At 72.8% G+C, this 18,778-nt stretch carries 14 protein-coding genes; 13 read left to right on the forward strand and 1 reads right to left on the reverse strand.

Features of this window, described 5'->3' with window-relative positions:
* Positions 1-13 precede the first annotated feature (13 nt).
* The 13 genes from murF (at position 14) to OG344_RS21650 (ending at position 15,312) form a co-directional block, all read left to right on the forward strand.
* Positions 14-1,381, forward strand: coding sequence for a UDP-N-acetylmuramoyl-tripeptide--D-alanyl-D-alanine ligase (gene murF, locus OG344_RS21590; RefSeq protein ID WP_405084621.1), 1,368 nt, complete (start codon positions 14-16; stop codon positions 1,379-1,381).
* On the forward strand, positions 1,378-2,454 hold the full coding sequence (gene mraY / locus OG344_RS21595; protein WP_327045122.1) for a phospho-N-acetylmuramoyl-pentapeptide-transferase: 1,077 nt from the start codon (positions 1,378-1,380) through the stop codon (positions 2,452-2,454). Before murF ends, mraY begins: the two co-directional genes overlap by 4 nt.
* Complete coding sequence (murD, locus tag OG344_RS21600; protein ID WP_405084622.1) at positions 2,436-3,812, forward strand: UDP-N-acetylmuramoyl-L-alanine--D-glutamate ligase; 1,377 nt, start codon at positions 2,436-2,438, stop codon at positions 3,810-3,812. Before mraY ends, murD begins: the two co-directional genes overlap by 19 nt.
* A 218-nt stretch (positions 3,813-4,030) precedes the next feature.
* Entirely contained in the window at positions 4,031-5,353 is a 1,323-nt protein-coding gene (gene ftsW, locus OG344_RS21605; RefSeq protein WP_405089136.1) for a putative lipid II flippase FtsW, read from the forward strand.
* 1 nt (position 5,354) lies between these two features.
* A complete protein-coding gene (murG, locus tag OG344_RS21610; RefSeq protein ID WP_327045124.1) occupies positions 5,355-6,434 on the forward strand; it encodes an undecaprenyldiphospho-muramoylpentapeptide beta-N-acetylglucosaminyltransferase in 1,080 nt (359 codons plus the stop codon).
* Positions 6,431-7,855 carry a UDP-N-acetylmuramate--L-alanine ligase gene (gene murC / locus OG344_RS21615; RefSeq protein ID WP_327045125.1) on the forward strand — a complete coding sequence of 475 codons (1,425 nt, stop codon included), beginning with the start codon at positions 6,431-6,433 and terminating at the stop codon, positions 7,853-7,855. The genes murG and murC overlap by 4 nt, the downstream gene beginning before the upstream one ends.
* Positions 7,852-8,523, forward strand: coding sequence for an FtsQ-type POTRA domain-containing protein (locus OG344_RS21620; protein WP_327045126.1), 672 nt, complete (start codon positions 7,852-7,854; stop codon positions 8,521-8,523). The genes murC and OG344_RS21620 overlap by 4 nt, the downstream gene beginning before the upstream one ends.
* A 253-nt stretch (positions 8,524-8,776) precedes the next feature.
* Positions 8,777-10,231 carry a cell division protein FtsZ gene (gene ftsZ, locus OG344_RS21625; RefSeq protein WP_405084623.1) on the forward strand — a complete coding sequence of 485 codons (1,455 nt, stop codon included), beginning with the start codon at positions 8,777-8,779 and terminating at the stop codon, positions 10,229-10,231.
* Positions 10,232-10,321: 90 nt separating this feature from the next.
* On the forward strand, positions 10,322-11,068 hold the full coding sequence (locus tag OG344_RS21630; protein ID WP_405084624.1) for a YggS family pyridoxal phosphate-dependent enzyme: 747 nt from the start codon (positions 10,322-10,324) through the stop codon (positions 11,066-11,068).
* 135 nt (positions 11,069-11,203) lie between these two features.
* Positions 11,204-11,731 (forward strand): cell division protein SepF, encoded by a 528-nt coding sequence (locus OG344_RS21635; protein ID WP_405084625.1) that lies wholly within the window; start codon positions 11,204-11,206, stop codon positions 11,729-11,731.
* An 83-nt stretch (positions 11,732-11,814) separates the two neighbouring features.
* Complete coding sequence (locus OG344_RS21640) at positions 11,815-12,105, forward strand: YggT family protein (protein WP_150933093.1); 291 nt, start codon at positions 11,815-11,817, stop codon at positions 12,103-12,105.
* Between the two features lie 51 nt (positions 12,106-12,156).
* Entirely contained in the window at positions 12,157-13,020 is an 864-nt protein-coding gene (locus OG344_RS21645) for a DivIVA domain-containing protein (protein WP_405084626.1), read from the forward strand.
* A 45-nt stretch (positions 13,021-13,065) separates the two neighbouring features.
* Positions 13,066-15,312 carry a hypothetical protein gene (locus OG344_RS21650; protein WP_405084627.1) on the forward strand — a complete coding sequence of 749 codons (2,247 nt, stop codon included), beginning with the start codon at positions 13,066-13,068 and terminating at the stop codon, positions 15,310-15,312.
* Between the two features lie 115 nt (positions 15,313-15,427).
* On the opposite strand, the gene ileS is transcribed toward OG344_RS21650, so the two are convergent.
* On the reverse strand, positions 15,428-18,601 hold the full coding sequence (gene ileS, locus OG344_RS21655) for an isoleucine--tRNA ligase (protein WP_405084628.1): 3,174 nt from the start codon (positions 18,599-18,601) through the stop codon (positions 15,428-15,430).
* Positions 18,602-18,778: the final 177 nt, after the last annotated feature.

The raw sequence follows: 18,778 nt of genomic DNA on the forward strand, positions 1-18,778 counted from the left end.
GCAGGACAGACACATGATCCCGTTGCCGCTGGCCCGGGTCGCCGAGATCACGTCCGGAGCCCTGAACGGTCTGGCCGACCCCGCGGCCGTGGTCCGAGGACCGGTCGTGATCGACTCGCGGGCGGTCGTGCCCGGCTCGCTCTTCGTGGCGATCAAGGGGGAGCGGGCCGACGGGCACGACTTCGCCCGGCAGGCCCACGAGGCGGGCGCCGTCGCGGTCCTCGCCACCCGGCCGGTCGACGCGCCGGCCGTGATCGTGGGGGACCCCCAGACCGCCCTGGCCGCCCTGGCGCACGCCGTGGTGACGGAGCTTCCCGGCGCGACCGTGGTGGGCGTGACCGGATCCGCGGGCAAGACCACCACCAAGGACCTGCTGGCCGGTCTCGCCGCCCGGATGGGCCCGACGGTCGCGCCGGTCGGCTCGTACAACAACGAGATCGGCCACCCGCTGACCGTGCTCAAGGCCGACGAGGGCACCCGGTTCCTCGTGCTCGAACTGAGCGCGCGCAACATCGGCCACATCGCCTACCTGGCGGAGATCGCCCCGCCGCGCATCGGCGTGGTGCTGAACGTCGGCACCGCCCACCTCGGCGTGTTCGGCGGCAAGGAGGCGATCGCCCGGGCCAAGGGCGAGCTCGTCGAGGCGCTGCCCGCCGACGGGACCGCGGTGCTCAACGCCGACGATCCGCTGGTCGGTGAGATGGCCGGCCGTACGAAGGCCCGGGTGACCTGGTTCGGCCGCTCGGCCCGCGCGCACGTGCGCGCGGAGGACGAGACGATCGACGCGGCCGGCCGCGCCTCGTTCACGCTCCGCACGCCGTCCGGCGCCGCCCCGGTGCGGCTGCGCCTGCACGGCGCGCACGCCGTCGAGAACGCCCTGGCCGCCGCGGCCGCCGCCTACGAGCTGGGCCTGCCGGTCGCGGCCATCGCCGAGGAGCTCTCGACGGCCGAGCCGCGCAGCCGCTGGCGGATGGAGGTCACCGACCGGCCCGACGGCGTGACCGTGATCAACGACGCGTACAACGCCAACCCCGACTCCATGCGGGCCGCCTTCGGCAGTCTCGGGGTCATCGGCGCGGGGCGGCGGCGGTTCGCCGTGATCGCCGCGCTGCGCGAGCTGGGCGAGGACGCCCCGGCGCTGAACGAGGCCCTCGGGCGGCTGGCCGCCGGCGCGGGGCTGGAAGCGGTGATCGTCGTGGGGGAGGACGCCGGGCCGGTGCTCAGGGGCGCCCCCGGCGCGATCCACGTGCCCGACGCCGCCGCGGCGGCGCGGGAGTTGTCGGACCGGCTCGCGCCCGGGGACGCGGTGCTGGTGAAGGGGCCGCGCGCGGCCGGGCTGGAACGGGTCGCCGAGGCGATCCTCGGAGGTGACACCCGGTGAGGAACATCCTCATCGCGGGGGCGATCTCGCTGCTGCTTTCCATGGTCGGCACGCCGCTGGCCATCCGGCTGTTCGCCCGGCGGGGCTACGGCCAGAACATCCGGGAGGAGGGCCCGTCGGGTCACTACGACAAGAAGGGCACTCCCACGATGGGCGGCACGGTGATCGTCATCGCCGCGCTGATCGGTTATTTCACGGCCCACGGGGTGACCGTCTTCTCGGCGGTCAGCGATCCTCCGACGGCCTCCGGCCTGCTGGTGCTGTTCCTGATGACCGGCCTGGGCGCGGTCGGCTTCCTCGACGACTTCATCAAGATCTACAAGCAGCGCAGCCTGGGCCTGCGCAGCGGCGCCAAGGCCGCCGGGCAGCTCGTGATCGGCGCGATCTTCGCGGTGCTGGTGCTGCGCTTCCCCAACGCCTACGCCGTCACCCCGGCCGACACCCACGTGTCGTTCCTGCGGGACATCGGGCCGTCCATCGGGCTGATCGGCTTCGTCGTCTGGGTCCTGTTCTTCATCGTGGGCTTCTCCAACGCGGTGAACCTGACCGACGGGCTCGACGGCCTGGCCTCCGGCGCCACCTGCCTGGTGCTCGCGGCGTACGTGCTGATCGGCAACTGGCAGCTGCGCAACAGCTGCACGACGGTCGGCTTCGGCCCCAACTGCTACTGGGTGCGGGACCCGCTCGACCTGGCGGTGGTCGCGGCGGCGGTGCTGGGGGCCTGCCTGGGCTTCCTGTGGTGGAACGCCCCACCCGCCAAGATCTTCATGGGCGACACCGGCTCGCTGGCCCTCGGCGGAGTGATCGCCGGCCTCGCCTTCACCACCCGGACGCAGCTCCTGCTGGTCATCCTGGGCGGCCTGTTCGCGCTCATCACGATGTCGGTGATCATCCAGGTCGGGTTCTTCAAGATGACCCGCAAACGGGTCTTCCGGATGGCTCCGCTCCAGCACCACTTCGAGCTGTCCGGCTGGGCCGAGACCACGATCGTGGTCCGCTTCTGGCTGATCGCCGCGCTGTGCGTGGCCGCCGGTCTCGGCCTGTTCTACCTCGAATGGATGCCGAAGCAGTGAGTGTGGTCGTCGCCGGTCTCGGCGTGTCGGGCGCGGCCGCGGCCCGGGCCCTGGCCCGCCGCGGCGAGCGGGTGATCGTGCTGGAGGCGGTGGACGGCGAGCGGCAGCGCGCCGCCGCCGCCGATCTCGACGCCCTCGGGGTCGAGGTGCGGTTCGGCGAGCCCGCCCTGCCCGGGGACGCCTCGCTCGTGGTCACCTCGCCCGGCTGGCGGCCCGGTCATCCGCTCCTCGTCGCGGCGGAGAAGGCGGGCGCCGAGGTGATCGGGGAGGTCGAGCTGGCCTGGCGGCTGCGCGGGGAGCACGCCGCCCCCTGGCTGGCGCTGACCGGCACCAACGGCAAGACCACCGCCGTCCGCATGCTCGCCTCCATCCTGACGGCCGCCGGGCGCCGGGCCCTCGCCGTGGGCAACGTCGGCGTGCCGATCGTGGAGGCCGTGGACGGCCCCTACGACGTGCTGGCCGTCGAGCTGTCGAGTTTCCAGCTCCACTGGTCGTCGAGCCTCGCGCCGCTCGCGGGGGCCGTGCTCAACGTGGCGCCCGACCACATCGACTGGCACGGCTCGATGGAGGAGTACGCCGCGGCCAAGGCGCGGGTCTTCACCGGCGCCGGGACGGTCGTGTTCAACGCCGACGACGCGTGGTCGTCGCGCCTGGCCGAGCCGTACGCCTCCCGGGTGGGCTTCACGCTCGCCGTGCCGCGGCCCGGGCAGCTCGGGATCGTGGAGGACCTGCTGGTCGACCGGGCCTTCGTGGCCGACCCGGCGCGTTCGGCGGAGGAGCTGGCCTCGCTGGAGGACGTGCGTCCCTTCGCGCCGCACAACGTCGCCAACGCGCTCGCCGCCGCGGCTTTGGCCCGCGCCCACGGTGTGCCGCCCGAGGCCGTACGGCGGGGACTGCGCGAGTTCACGCCCGACCCGCACCGCATCGCGCACGTCGCGACGGTGGGAGAGGTCGACTACGTGGACGACTCCAAGGCGACCAACCCGCACGCGGCCGCCGCGTCGCTGGCCGCCTATCCCTCGATCGTGTGGATCGCGGGCGGCCAGCTCAAGGGCGCCGACGTGAGCGACCTCGTACGGCAGGCCGCGCCCCGGCTGCGCGGCGCGGTGCTGCTGGGGGCCGACCGCGAGCTGATCCGCCGGGCATTGGCGCGACACGCCGCGAATGTCCCCGTCGTGGACGTGCCGGGGCAAGACACTGGGGTCATGGACCGTGTCGTCACCGAAGCCGCCCGGCTCGCCTCTCCGGGTGACACCGTGCTGCTCGCCCCCGCCGGGGCGTCACTGGACATGTACGCCGGCTACGCAGCGCGTGGGGAGGCCTTCGCCCGAGCCGTGCACCGCCTGGCGGCGCGGTGAGCGGCGGCGCGGTGAGCGGCCGGACGCCGGGCCAGGCCGGCAGCTCGACCGGCGCCCGGGCCGGCGGGGGAGCCGGCACCCGGGCGAGCCGGGCCCAGGGTGAGCGGGCCCAGGGTGAGCGGGCCCAGACGGAGCCGGCCCAGGGCGAGCGGGCCCAGCGTGATCGGACGCCGGGCGAGCAGACGCCGGGCGGCTGGGCCGGCGCCCAGGTCGCGGCGCTGCGTGAGCTGCTCGGCCGCCCGCTGACGTCCTACCACCTCGTGCTGGGCTGCAGCGCGCTGCTGCTCGCCCTCGGGCTGATGATGGTGCTGTCGGCGTCGAGCATCGAGGCGCTGCAGCGGACCGGGAACCCGTTCTACTGGTTCGTCAAGCAGGTCACGTCGGTGGCGATCGGGCTCCCACTCATGTGGGTCTGCTCCCGGCTGCCGCAGCGGTTCTTCCGCCTGACCGGCTATCCGCTGATGGGCTTGTCGGTGCTCGGCCTGCTCATGGTCATCTTCCTCGGCCAGGAACTGCTGGGCGCCCAGCGGTGGATCGTCATCGGCCCGTTCTCCGTGCAGCCGTCGGAGCCGGCGAAGCTGGCCCTGGTGCTGTGGGGGGCCGACCTGCTCGCGGCGCGGGCGCGCGGCGGCCGCATCGAGTGGCGTCAGCTGCTGATCCCGCTGATGCCGGGCGTGGCCCTGCTGGCCGTCCTGGTCATGATCGGGCGCGACCTCGGCACGACGTTCGTGCTCATGATGATCTTCCTGGCGCTGCTCTGGGTGGTCGGCGCGCCCGTGCGGCTCTTCGGCGGCATCCTCGGGCTGCTCGCGCTGGCGACCGCGACTATGATCATCGCCGAGCCCTACCGGCTCCGCCGCCTGACCGGCTTCCTGAATCCCTGGGAGACCGCGCAGCACGAGGGGTTCCAGTCCGTGCAGGGGCTGATGGCGATGGGGTCGGGCGGCTGGTTCGGCATCGGGCTGGGCGCGAGCCGGCAGAAGTGGAACTATCTGCCCCACGCCGAGAGCGACTTCATCTTCTCCATCATCGGAGAGGAGCTCGGGCTGCTGGGCACGCTCGTGGTGGTCGCGCTGTTCGGCCTGCTCGGCTACGCGGGCCTGCGCATCGCCATGCGGACCAGGGACCCCTTCGTCCGGCTGGCGTCGGCCGCCGCCACCGCCTGGATCGCCGGGCAGGCCGTCGTCAACATCGGCGCGGTCATCGGGGTCTTCCCGGTCACCGGCATCCCGCTGCCGCTCGTGTCGTACGGCGGATCGGCGCTGCTGCCGACGCTCGCGGCGCTCGGCATGCTGCTGTCGTTCGCCAAGCGGGAGCCGGGCGCGGCCGAGGCGCTGGCGGCCCGTGGCCTCGGACCGGCCGCGCGGGCTCTAAGCTGGCTTGGCCTGAACGCCCGAGCCTGGCGCCGGCCCGCGTCCCCGCGCGAGGCCGTCCGGCGGACGGCACGGCCGCGTACGGCACGAGTGAAAACGACGCGGGAGCAGCCGCGGGAGCATTCGCGAGAACGTCCGCGGGAACATCCGCGAGAGAGCAGGGAGTGACATGAGGGTGGTCCTCGCCGGCGGCGGGACGGCCGGCCACATCGAGCCGGCGCTCGCGCTGGCCGACGCGCTTCGCCGGCTCGACCCGAGGATCGGCATCACCTGCCTCGGCACCGAGCGCGGACTCGAGACCCGCCTGGTGCCCGCGCGCGGCTACGAGCTGGAGCTCCTGCCCGCCGTGCCGCTGCCCCGCTCGCTCAGCCCCAAGCTCCTCACCGTGCCCGGCCGGCTCGCCGGGGCCATCGGCAGTGCCGCCGGGATCCTGGAGAGGGTCGGCGCGGACGTCCTGGTCGGCTTCGGCGGCTACGTCGCCACCCCCGCCTACCTCGGCGCCCGGCGGCGCGGCGTGCCGATCGTGGTCCACGAGGCCAACCCGCGGCCCGGCCTGGCCAACCGGCTCGGCGCCCGCCTCACCGAGCACGTCTTCACCGGGCACCCGGACGCCGTGCTCCCCAACGCGGAGTACGTCGGCATTCCGCTGCGCCGGGAGATCGGCATGATGGACCGCCTGTCGATGGGGGACAAGGCGCGGTCCTACTTCGGGCTGGAGTCCGACCGGGTGACGCTGCTGGTGTTCGGCGGCTCGCAGGGCGCCCGCTCGGTCAACCAGGCGGCGCTGGAGGCCGCGCCCCACCTGCGCGCCGCGGGCGTCCAGGTGCTGCACGTGGTCGGGCCGAAGAACACCGTCGAGATCGAGCCGCCGCCCGGCGACCCGCAGTACGTGATCCTCCCGTACGTCGACCGGATGGACCTCGCCTACGCCGCGGCCGACCTCGTCCTGTCCCGCGCGGGCGCCATGACCTGCGCCGAGCTGACCGCCGTGGGGCTGCCCGCGGCGTTCGTGCCGCTGCCGCACGGCAACGGCGAGCAGCGCCTCAACGCCGAGCCGATCGTCCGGGCCGGGGGCGGCCTGATGGTCGACGACGCGGATCTGTCGGCGGCCTGGATCGTCCACACGCTGCTGCCGATCCTGAACGACCCCGAGCGCGTGGTCGCGATGTCCGAGGCGGCCTCCCGGATGGGCCGCAAGGACGCCGACACGACGCTCGCCCGCAAGGTGCTGGAGATCGCTTCCCGATGAGTCTCGTCAAGCTCGTGGACCCCGTCCCGGCGGCCGACCTGGGGCGGGTGCACTTCATCGGCATCGGCGGCTCCGGAATGTCCGGCATCGCCCGGATCCTGCTCAAGCGGGGAGTGCCGGTGTCGGGCAGCGACGCGCGCCCGTCCGCGCAGCTGACCGAGCTGCGCGAGCTGGGGGCCACCGTCCACGTCGGCCACGCCGCCTCCCACATCAAGGACGTCGACACCGTCGTCGTCTCCACCGCGATCCGCGACTCCAACCCCGAGCTGGGCGAGGCGCTGCGCCAGAACCTGCGGGTGATCCCGCGCGCCGCGGCGCTGGCCTCGGTGATGTCCGGCCGCACCGGCATCGCCGTCGCCGGCACCCACGGAAAGACCACGACCACCTCCATGCTGACCGTGGCGCTGCAGAAGTGCGGCGAGGACCCGTCGTACTGCGTCGGAGGTCAGCTCGTCACGACCGGTCTCGGCGCCGACGACGGCACGGGCGAGGTGTTCGTGGCCGAGGCCGACGAGAGCGACGGCTCCTTCCTCATGCTCGCGCCGCGGATCGCCGTCGTGACCAACGTCGAGGCCGACCACCTCGACAACTACGGAGACCCCCAGGCCGTCCACGACGGCTTCGCCCGCTTCGTCGAGCACGTCGGGTCGCTGCTGGTCGTCTGCGCCGACGACCCCGGTGCCGCCGCCCTGGTGCCGATCGCCCGCGAGCGCGGCCTCGCCGTCGTCACGTACGGCGAGAGCGCCGGGGTGGATCTGCGCACGACCGACGTCGCCCCGCGCGGGCTCGGCGTGGAGTTCCGGGTGGAGCTCGGCCCGGGTGCGCCCGGCGGGCCCGGACGCGGAGAGGTGCGCCTGGCCGTGCCCGGCCGGCACAACGCGGTCAACGCCACCGCGGTGATCGCCGTGGCGCTGCACCTCGGCCTGCGCTTCGACGACGTCAAGGAGGGCCTCGCCGCCTTCACCGGCGCCAAGCGGCGCTTCGAGTCCAAGGGCGAGGCCCGCGGCGTGACGGTCTTCGACAGCTACGCCCACCACCCGACCGAGCTGACCGCCGACCTGCGGGCCGCCCGCGACGTGGTCGGCGGCGACGGCCGGGTCATCGCGGTCTTCCAGCCGCATCTCTACTCGCGCACCCGGTTCTTCGCCGACGAGTTCGGCGCCGCGCTCGGCCTGGCGGACGAGGTCGTCGTGCTCGACGTGTACGGCGCGCGGGAGGACCCCGAGCCCGGCGTCTCCGGGGCGCTCGTCGCCGGGAAGGTGCCGCTGCCGGCCGAGCGGGTGGTCTACGCCCCCGACCGCGCGGCCGTGCCCGCAGTCGTCGCCGGCCGGGCCCGCGCCGGGGACATCGTCCTCACGATGGGCGCGGGGGACGTCACCGAGCTCGGCCCGCGAATCGTCGCGGAGCTGTCCGCCCGGTGAGGCGGGCCGTCCGGCGCTCGGCGCTCGCCACCCTGCTGACCGGCGGTGTCGTGGGCGTCGCCACCTGGGTCGTGTTCTTCTCGCCCGTCCTCGGCGTGCGGGAGGTCGAGATCACCGGCAACGGCCGCGTCCCGGCCGAGGAGCTGCGCGAGGCGGCGGGAGTGCGGACGGGCACGCCGCTCGCCACCGTGGACCTCGCCGGGGTCGAGGGGCGGGTGCGGGCGCTGCGCGCCGTCGAGTCGGCCACGGCCGGCCGCGTCTGGCCCGGCACGCTGCGGATCAGCGTGGTCGAGCGCGTCCCCGCGGCGGTGGTCCCCCTGGGCGTCGAGACCGCGGTGATCGACCGGTACGGGGTCGTCCTGCAGCAGGTGACGGTCGCCCCGCCGCGGCTTCCGGTGCTGCGCGTCGAGCGGGCCGCCGCCGACGATCCCGCCACCCGGGCGGGCCTCACCGTGCTCCGGGCGCTGCCGGCCGACCTCCTCGACCGGCTGCGGGAGCTGCGCGCTCCCTCGCCCCGGTCGATCACCCTGAAGCTCACCGACGGCCGCTCCGTCACCTGGGGAGACGCCGGCGACTCGGCCCGTAAGGGGCGGGTGCTGCTCGCCGCGCTGGCCAAGCCGGGGAAGAGCTACGACGTCAGCTCACCCGGGCTGGTGACGGTCAGGTGAGAAATCTCACTGACCGTGCTCGGACCGGCCGAAGCCGTCCTGGAACGGGGCATCGTGCGAATAGGACAGCGCGCGACACGCCGGACTGCCTTGCGGCGCGGTTAGTTGACCCTGGGGGAGGCGCAACCCTACTGTCCGTATCAATCCTCAGGTTGACATAACTCTAAATCTCAACTTGAGGGTGAGAGTTCAAGAGAAGAGACGGCGGGCCCTGCCCGCATGAAAACGCAAACGAGCGGAAAGGCCCCTCGTCGTGGCAGCACCGCAGAACTACCTCGCGGTCATCAAGGTCGTCGGCATCGGCGGCGGCGGAGTGAACGCCGTCAACCGGATGATCGAGGAGGGACTCAAGGGCGTCGAGTTCATCGCCATCAACACTGACGCCCAGGCGCTGCTGATGAGTGACGCCGACGTGAAACTCGACGTGGGGCGCGAGCTCACGCGGGGCCTCGGCGCGGGCGCCAACCCGGAGGTGGGCCGTAAGGCGGCCGAAGACCATCGGGAGGAGATCGAGGAGGTCCTCAAGGGGGCCGACATGGTCTTCGTGACCGCCGGCGAGGGCGGCGGCACCGGAACCGGCGGTGCGCCCGTGGTGGCCAGCATCGCCCGCTCACTTGGTGCGCTCACGATAGGAGTCGTCACCCGGCCCTTCAGCTTCGAGGGCAAGCGCCGGGCCATGCAGGCCGAGGCCGGAATCGAGACCCTCCGCGAGGAGGTCGACACGCTGATCGTCATTCCGAACGACCGGCTGCTGTCGATCTCCGACCGCCAGGTGAGCGTGCTCGACGCCTTCAAGGCGGCCGACCAGGTGCTGCTGTCCGGTGTGCAGGGAATCACCGACCTCATCACCACGCCCGGTCTGATCAACCTGGACTTCGCCGACGTCAAGTCGGTCATGTCCGGCGCGGGTTCGGCTCTCATGGGCATCGGGCACGCGCGGGGCGACGACCGGTCGGTCGCCGCCGCCGAGATGGCCGTCTCCAGCCCGCTGCTGGAGGCGAGCATCGACGGCGCCCACGGTGTGCTGCTGTCCATCGCCGGCGGCTCCGACCTCGGCCTGTTCGAGATCAACGAGGCGGCCCAGCTCGTCAGCAACGCCGCCGCCATCGACGCCAACATCATCTTTGGCACGGTCATCGACGACGCGCTCGGCGACGAGGTGCGGGTGACGGTCATCGCGGCCGGGTTCGACGAACCCGCTCCGGTCAAGCCGGTGGCCGCTCCGGTGGCGCGCCCGCAGCAGGCCCGCCCGGCGCCGGCCCAGGCCGCGCGTCCCGCCACCCCGGCACCGGTCAGGCCGGAGCCGCGCCCGGAGCCGGCTCAGCCCGCCGTACGGCCGGTCGGCTCGGCGACGCCGCCCGCCCCGGCGCCCACGCCGCCGCCCGCCACCATGCAGCCGGCACAGGCCGCCACCATGAACGCCCAGCCGCAGGCGGGCGCCGTGCCGCCGCCGGCCCAGCCGGTGGGCCAGCCCGCCCAGCAGGCGGCCGCGCCGCAGGCCCAGCAGGCCGAGGGAGTCACGCCGTTCCCCCGGGACGCGGCCGACGGCGCGCGTGACCAGGGCGTCACCGGTCCGGTGTCGATCCCGCGGCCCGCACCGGAGCCGCCGACTCCGATCACCTCCCGCGCCTCCCAGCCGGGCCCCCGGCGTCCGGTGGTGTTCGAGGAGCAGGAGGAGGAGCTCGACGTGCCGGACTTCCTCAAGTGACCTTCCCGCCTGGCCCGCCCGATCCGCCCGGCCCGCCCGGCGTGGCCGAGGTGAGGGGCGCGACGGGGCGGCCGCTCGCGGGTGGGGTCAGTGACTGACCGGCGAGACGACCGGCGGGACGACCTTCCGGCTGACCGGCAGGCGGACCGGCGTGCGGAGCTGGCCGCCGCCTTATCGGAGGTCGAGAGGCGCGTCGAGGAGGCGTGCCGGGCGGCCGGCCGGTCGCGGAAGGAGCTCACCCTCATCGCGGTGACCAAGACCTACCCGGCCTCCGACGTCCGGCTGCTCGCCGGTCTGGGCGTCTCGCACGTCGGCGAGAACCGCGACCGGGAGGCGGCGGACAAGGCCTCCGCCTGCGCGGACCTCGGCCTCACCTGGCACTTCATCGGCCAGCTGCAGTCGAACAAGGTCCGCTCCGTCGTCGCCTACGCTCACATGGTCCACTCGGTCGACCGTCCCCGCCTGGTGGAGGCGCTCGGCCGCGAGGCCGTACGGGCCGGGCGCCAGGTGGACTGCCTCATCCAGGTCTCCCTCGACGAGGGGACCGGGCGGGGCGGCGCGCGGCCGGAGGAGGTGCCCGCCCTCGCGGAACTCGTCGCGAAGACCGAGGGGCTGCGGCTGCGGGGGGTCATGGCGGTCGCCCCGCTGGGGGAGGACCCGGCGCCGGCGTTCGCCCGGTTGCGGGCCGTCTCCGGGCGGCTCCGCGAGGACTACCCCGAGGCGGACGTGATATCGGCCGGAATGAGCGGAGACATCCCCCAGGCCATCGCGAACGGCGCGACACACCTGAGAGTCGGTACGGCGTTGCTCGGCCGCAGAAAGCCCTTCGTCAGGTAATGTCCCCCAAGTGGACCACGGTGTCCGCGCTCCAGGTAGAGGTCGATCAGCGGTGAGCTCCAAGGGGGGTACGGCTACCGCCCTGGCCTTCCCCAGGGACCTTGTAGGCACCAGAAACGCGGAGGACGACGAGCGATGGCCGGCGCGATGCGCAAGATGGCGGTCTACCTCGGTCTCGTGGAGGACGACCGCTACGAAGACAGGTACACGGCGGAGTACGGCACCGACGAAGACTACGGCGACGAGGACTACGAGTCGCCGCGGCGCGGCTTCGCCGCGTCCTCCGGCGCGCACGCCGGGGCTCAGGAGCGCGATGAGGACACCGAGACGTCCGTCCCGGCCCCGCGTCCCCCCACGGCCGTGCTGGAGCGCCGTACGACCGATCTGGCGCGGATCACCACCCTGCATCCGCGCACGTACAACGAGGCGCGCACGATCGGCGAGCACTTCCGCGAGGGCACGCCGGTCATCATGAATCTGACGGAGATGGTCGACAGCGACGCCAAGCGCCTTGTCGATTTCGCGGCAGGTCTCGTCTTTGGCCTACACGGCAGCATCGAACGTGTTACCAACAAGGTGTTCCTGTTGTCCCCCGCCAACGTTGAGGTGACCGCCGAGGACAAGGCCAGAATCGCGGAACGCGGCTTCTTCAACCAGAGCTAGAGTTCCATACATGAACAGTGACCGGCTGAGCGGCGCCCGTGCGGCCCGCAGGCGGCGGAACCGAGGGGAGGCGGGGCTCAACCGTGGGGATCATTAGCGAGATCTTGGTCATCGCCCTGACCCTCTACCTGGTTCTGCTGATCGGCAGAATGATCATAGATACGGTGCAGGCGTTCGCCCGCGCCTGGCGGCCCACCGGGGTCGTCCTGGTGCTGGCGGAGGTCACCTATACGGCGACCGACCCACCCCTCAAGTTCCTCCGCCGTTTCATTCCGCCCCTCAGGTTGGGTACGGTGGCCTTTGACCTGAGCTTCACAGTGCTGTTCATTGTGGTTTTGGTCTTGATCCAAGTCGTGAACGCGCTTCCACGTTGATCGGGTAACACGCTCTACCGGACAGACTCCAAGCGCGCCAAGGAGACCCAAATGCCGTTGACGCCCGCTGATGTGCGGAACAAGCAGTTCAGTACCACCCGGCTGAGGCCGGGGTACGACGAGGAGGAGGTCGACGCGTTCCTCGACGAGGTCGAGGCCGAGCTTGACCGTCTCATCCAGGAGAACGAGGAACTCCGCGCGAAGCTGGCCGAGTGCCTCAGGGGCAAGGTCCCCGGCGGCATGGGCATGCCGGGCTCCATGCAGATGGCGTCGGCTCCCGTGGCCGAGCCCAAGCCCGAGATGATGGCCCCCCAGCCGGAGCCGATCAAGCCTCCGGAGCCGGCGCGCCCCGAGCCGGTGCCGGTCGGCATGGGCCTGCCGCCCGCCGAGGACAACATGGACACCGCGGCCCGCGTGCTCGCCCTCGCGCAGCAGACGGCCGACCAGGCGATCGCCGACGCCCGCCGCGAGGCGGACGAGACGGTGACCCGCGCCCGGCGTGAGGCCGACGACATCCTCGGCAAGGCCCGCCGCCAGGCCGAGCAGATCATCGGCGACGCCCGCGCCCGGGCCGAGACGCTGGAGCGCGACGCCCAGGAGCGGCACCGCCAGGCCATGGGCACGCTGGTGCAGACCCGCGACGAGATCGAGCGCAAGGTGGAGGACCTGCGGATCATCGAGCGCGAGTACCGCAGCCGCCTCAAGCTGTTCCTGGAGGATCAGCTCAGCAAGCTGAACGTCTCCGCCGAGGGCAGCGGCCCCTTCCCGATCCTCGGTGGCGGTCCGGCCATGGCCCACGCCGCCGCGCCGGGTCCGCAGCAGGTCACGGGTGCGCCCAACCCGTTCGCCCAGGAGCCTCCCCAGCACTCCGGCGCCTTCCCCGGTCCCGACGGCCCCCACAACGACCGCCGGTAAGCAGTGGCGGGTCCCACCACGGACCCGGTAGCTCGGAGAACCCCCGTGATCCTCATCAGTGCCGCACTCGTCCTCGCCGCCATCGTCCTGCTCATTGCGGGCGTCGTGCTGGGGACGCCCCCTCTAGTGATGTGGTCGATCGTCGTCAGCGTGCTGTCGGCGGTCTGTCTGCTGATCGGAGCACTGCTGAGGCGCCACGAGCTGTTCCCGTCCGGCGGGCGTGCCGCCGAGGGGACCGCTCCCACCCCCCAGGGTTCGACCGCGTCCCAGCTCGCGCCCGTGGGCGCCATGAGCGGGGCGTACGGCGGAACCCTCGCTGGGGCACCAGCGCACCCGGTGGCGACGCCCATGGTGGCGGCACCGCCGGTCACGCATCACGGGGCTGTACCACCCCAGGCTTTTCCGGCACAGCCCTTCCCCTCCCAGGCGTTCCCCGCGCAGCCCTTCCCGCCGCAGCCTCCCCAGCGGACGGCACCGGTCTCCCGGCCGCCCGCCACCACCGGCCGCGGCCTCGCCCTCGACGCGATCGTCCTGGTGATCCCCGGACGCAGGCGCTTCCACCTGGCCACCTGCCGCCAGCTCGCGGGGCGCGAGACCGAGGAGCTCACCTACGAGGAGGCTCGCGAGGAGGGCTTCACCCCCTGCACCACCTGCCTCCCCGAGATCTCCGCCCGTACGGCGGGGCCGGAGGAGCCCACACCACGCGACGGCGCTCCGGGCGACGACAAGGCCCGGGCCGACGCGGCCCCCGGTGACGCGGCTTCCGACGGCACGGCCGCTGACAGCGCGGCCCACGGTGATGCGGCCCAGGGTGATAGGGCACAGGGGTACAGCGCGGTGAGCGACGCCACCCTCCGCGCCGAGGCCCCCCGCAGTGCCACGGCCGGTGACAGCGTGGCCGGTGACAGCGTGGCCGGTGACAGCGTGGCCCGTGACAGCGTGGCCCGTGACAAGACGGCCGACGACGACACGACCCGTGTCGGCACTCTCCGCGCAGACAAGGGCGGTGACACGGCCGGGGATAGCCCGGCTCGTGACAAGACGGCCGGTGACGCCGCTCTCCGCGCCGACGCTCCTGGCGCCGAAGCCGGGCCCACGACGACGCACCGCCCCGCAGGGGCCTCCGCGGCCACCGACCCGAAGCCTTCCCGTTCCGCTCCCGGCAGCGCGACTTCTGGTACCGCGACTTCCGGCGCCGGGTCGTCTGGCGCCGGCAAGTCCGGTTCGGCCTCGTCTGGCATCGGTTCGTCGACCGTCTCATCGCCCGCGTCCGGGCCGTCCGCGGCCGGCTCGTCGACAGGGCCCGATAAAACAGACGAAACGCGTGAGAAGTCGTCCGGCGAAACCGATGACGAGGGCGATGATCACACGTCGGTGGACTGGTTCGGCCGGAGCACGTCGAAGCCGTCCGGAGCCGGGAGCCCGGCGTCCGGCACCGGGTCGTCTGGGTCGTCCGCATCGTCTGGGTCGTCTGGGTCGTCGGGATCGACAGGAGCGGCTGCTTCCGGGTCCTCGGCGTCTTCTGTGTCGTCGTGGCCCGTGCGGTCCTGGTCGCCGTCCGGCACCGGGGACGAACCGGGCCGGGCCGACGACGAGACGGACGAGTCGATCACCGACACGGCGGAACACGACTGGTTCAGGCCCGGCAAGCTTCGGCCCTGGGACCCGGCCCCGGCCAACGCCGCTGGAGGCGAGGACCCGGGGGAGAGTGCTTCCTCCCGTCCCGCCGAGCCCGCCAAGCCTGGTGAGACCAAGGCACCGGGCGAGAAGCCGGTGGAGCCGGCGGAGACCACCGAATCCGGGCGCGCCGGGTTCGAGGCGTCCGCCGGCCCCACCACCGCAAAGCCGGCCCCCGCCACGTCCGGCGACGACGCGGGCGTCACGTCAGCCGCGGACGGCGACGGCGATTCCGGCGCGGGCGCAGGTAAGAGCGGCGGCGCAGGTAAGAGCGGCGCGGCCGAGCGAGCCGGCCGCGCCGATGACGCCAGCGGTGCCGATGACACTGACGGTGCCGATGACACCAGGGGTGCCGATGACACTGACGGTGCCGGTGACGCCAGCGGTGCGGATGACACTGATGACGCCGATGTCCCCGGTCACCCCGCCGAGCCGTCCGCGGACGCGGACCGGAGCGGGGACGCGCGGGTGCGGGTGATGATCGGCACACGGCGCTACCACAACGCCGATTGTCCCCTGGTCAGCGGAATCGACGACAGTGATGTGGAGACCATGACGCGGGCCGAGGCCGACGCGTCCGGCCTCACCCCCTGCTCGGTCTGCCGGAACGGCTGATCCTCCCGGCCCGAGCGGGCCGGAGACTGTTCCCGCCACCCCACGATCGACCGGCCCGCTGCGGCGGGGAGAGGCGGGCGGTGCCCGGCAGGTCGCCGGACACCGCCCGGCTCGTTCAGGCCTTGCGGAGCCGGAAGGACAGGCCGAGGTCGGTGTCCTCGTGAGCCGGCAGGTCCTCCTCAGGGCCGGCCCCGCCCGCGGTGATCTCGGTCATGCTCGCCGCCAGCACTTCCTCGGCGACGGCCGCCCCGCTCTCGCGCAGCGCCCCGGCCAGCTCGCCGTCCGCCGACCACCACAGATCGATGCGGTCGGTGATGGCCAGGCCGGTGGACTTGCGGGCCTCCTGGACGAGCCGGATCACGTCGCGCACCAGGCCCGCCCGGCGCAGCTCGTCGGTGATCGCCAGGTCCAGGGCCACGGTCTCACCGGTGCCGGTGTCGACCGCCCCGGTCTCCACGGCCCAGCCCGACTTCGGCTGCTCGGTGACGATCACGTCGTCCGGGCCGAGCTCCACCGTGCCCAGCTCCCCGGCCTCGACCCTCGCGGACCCGCCCGCGCGCAGCGCACGGGCCAGCTCCGCCGGGTCGGCGGCCGACACGGCGGAGGCCACGAGCTTCGTCTGCGACCCGAACCGCTTGCCGAGGCTGCGGAAGTTCGGCTTGACGGTGAACGTCACCAGGTCGGCGGAGAAGCCGGACAGGTCCTCAAGCCGCTGGACGTTCAGCTCGTCGGCGATCAGCTCGCGCAGCTCGCCGGGGAGCGCGGCCCAGCCCGGAGCCCCGACCAGGGCCCGCCCGAGCGGCTGGCGGGTCTTGACCGAGGAGGAGGCGCGGGCCGACCGGCCCAGCTCCACGAGCCGGCGCACCAGCGCCATCCGCTCCGACAGCTCGGGGTCGAGCAGCGCCGCGTTCGTCTCCGGCCAGGACGCCAGGTGCACCGAGGCCGGAGCGTCCTGGTCACGCAGCGCGTCCCACAGATAGTCGGTGAGGAACGGCACGAGCGGGGCCATGAGCCGGGTGACGGTCTCCAGGCACTCGTACAGCGTCGCGAAGGCCGCGGCCTCGCCCGTCCAGAAACGGCGGCGCGAGCGGCGGACGTACCAGTTGGACAGGTCGTCCAGGAACTCGGTGAGCCGCCGTCCGGCACGGGCCGTGTCGAACTCCTCCAGCGAGGCGGTGACCTCCGTCACCGTGCGGTGCAGCTCCGCCAGCGCCCACCGGTCGATCAGCGGCCGGTCGGCGTACGCCGGCGCGTCGGCCACCCGGGCGGGCGACCACGACTCGGCGTTGGCGTAGAGGGTGAAGAACGACGCGGTGTTCCAGTAGGTCAGCAGGACCTTGCGGACGATCTCCTCCAGCGCGGCGTGACCGATCCGCCGGGGCGCCCAGGGGGAGCCGGAGGTGGCCATGTACCAGCGCAGGGAGTCGGCGCCGTGCTGGTCCATCAGCGGCATCGGCCGCAGCACGTTGCCGAGGTGCTTGCTCATCTTCCGGCCGTCCTCGGCGAGGATCAGCCCGAGGCACAGCACGTTCTCGTACGACGAGCGGCCGAAGACCAGCGTGCCGACGGCCATCATCGAGTAGAACCAGCCACGGGTCTGGTCGATCGCCTCGCAGATGAACTGACCCGGGTAGGACTTCTCGAAGACGTCCTCGTTGACCAGCGGCGCGCCCCACTGGGCGAACGGCATGGCGCCCGAGTCGTACCAGACGTCGATCACGTCCGGCACCCGGCGCGCCTCCGCCTGACACGCCGGGCAGGGGAAGGACACGTCGTCGACGTACGGGCGGTGCGGGTCGAGCGCGGTCAGGTCGCGGCCCGCCAGCTCGCCCAGCTCCTTCAGCGAGCCGACGCAGGTGACGTGGTCCTCGTCGGCCGAGCAGACCCACAGCGGCAGCGGCGTGCCCCAGTAGCGGGACCGAGACAGCGCCCAGTCGACGTTGTTACGGAGCCACTCGCCGTACCGGCCGTGCTTGATCGTCTCGGGGAACCAGTTCGTCCGCTCGTTCTCGGCGAGAAGCCGGTCCTTGACGGCGGTGGTCCTGATGTACCAGGAGGGGAGCGCGTAGTAGAGCAGCGGGGTGTGGCAGCGCCAGCAGTGCGGGTAGCTGTGCTCGAAGTGCTCCCCGCGGAACAGCAGGCCGCGCTCGCGCAGGTTCTCCGTCAGCGGCTCGTCGGCGTCCTTGAAGAACAGCCCGCCCACGAACGGCACGTCCGGCGCGAAGCGCCCGTCGGGGCCGATCGGGTTGACGACCGGCAGGCCGTACTGCTTGCAGACCGCCATGTCGTCGGCGCCGAAGGCCGGCGCCTGGTGGACCAGGCCGGTGCCGTCCTCGACCGTGACGTACGTGCCGAGCACGACGTAGTGGGCGTTCTCGATGTCCACCAGGTCGAAGGGGCGCCGGTAGGCGGTGTGCTCCAGCTCCGAACCCTGGTAGCTGGCCAGCACTTCGGCATCCTCGCCCAGGACCCGCCGCAGCAGCGGCTCGGCTACCACGAGCACCTCGTCACCGCGCCGGGCCGCGACGTACGTCACGTCGGGGTGCACGGCGACGGCGGTGTTGGACACCAGGGTCCAGGGGGTGGTGGTCCAGATCAGCAGAGTGGCGCCCAGGTCGGCCAGGGGACCGGAGACGACGGGCATCCGGACGTAGACCGACGGGCTGGACACGGTCTCGTAGCCGCCGGGCTGGCCGAGCTCGTGGTCGGACAGGCCCGTGCCGCAGCGGGGGCAGTACGGCGTGATCCGGTGGTCGCGGAACAGCAGGTCCTTGTCCCAGACGACCTTGAGCGACCACCAGACGGCCTCGACGTACTGGGGGTCCATCGTGCGGTAGGCCTGGGACATGTCGACCCAGTAGCCCATCCGCTCGGTCATCTCCTCGAACGCGTCCACGTGCCGCAGCACCGACTCGCGGCAGCGTTCGTTGAACTCGGCGATGCCGTACGCCTCGATCTCGGGCTTGCCGGACAGGCCGAGTTCCTTCTCCACGGCGACCTCGACGGGCAGGCCGTGGCAGTCCCAGCCCGCCTTGCGGGGCACGTGGTAGCCGCGCATCGACTTGTAGCGGGGGAAGACGTCCTTGAAGACCCGGGCCTCCACGTGGTGGACGCCCGGCATGCCGTTGGCGGTGGGCGGGCCCTCGTAGAACACCCAGGAGGGGCCGGCGGCGTTCTGTTCCAGAGACCGCTCGAAGATCTTCCCGTCCCGCCAGCGTTCGAGGACCTCTCGTTCGAGGGCCGGCAGGTCGACCTGCGCGGGAAGTGAGCGGAAGTAGTGGGAAGACATCGTCGGGTGTGACCCTCCACGCGGTGGCTGACAGTGCATGTTCACGCGTGAAGGGACGAAGCCGGGGACGGCTCCGCGGTACCACCCTTCTTGACGCCCGCTGCCGGACGCCCTCTCGTTTGGCTGCCGCTGCCGGTTCTACTCGGCCGATGGCCTTTCCTCCGGCGGCTCCGGGGT

The sequence above is a fragment of the Microbispora sp. NBC_01389 genome (assembly GCF_045040095.1).
In the GTDB taxonomy this organism is placed as follows: Bacteria; Actinomycetota; Actinomycetes; order Streptosporangiales; family Streptosporangiaceae; genus Microbispora.

Bases quoted from the DNA above. Each gene is read 5' to 3' on its own strand.
- OG344_RS21635 (WP_405084625.1), top strand. From the start codon at position 11,204: ATGGCCGGCGCGATGCGCAAGATGGCGGTCTACCTCGGTCTCGTGGAG.
- ileS (WP_405084628.1), bottom strand. From the start codon at position 18,601: ATGTCTTCCCACTACTTCCGCTCACTTCCCGCGCAGGTCGACCTGCCG.
- murG (WP_327045124.1), top strand. From the start codon at position 5,355: ATGAGGGTGGTCCTCGCCGGCGGCGGGACGGCCGGCCACATCGAGCCG.
- OG344_RS21645 (WP_405084626.1), top strand. From the start codon at position 12,157: ATGCCGTTGACGCCCGCTGATGTGCGGAACAAGCAGTTCAGTACCACC.
- murF (WP_405084621.1), top strand. From the start codon at position 14: ATGATCCCGTTGCCGCTGGCCCGGGTCGCCGAGATCACGTCCGGAGCC.
- murC (WP_327045125.1), top strand. From the start codon at position 6,431: ATGAGTCTCGTCAAGCTCGTGGACCCCGTCCCGGCGGCCGACCTGGGG.
- murD (WP_405084622.1), top strand. From the start codon at position 2,436: ATGGATGCCGAAGCAGTGAGTGTGGTCGTCGCCGGTCTCGGCGTGTCG.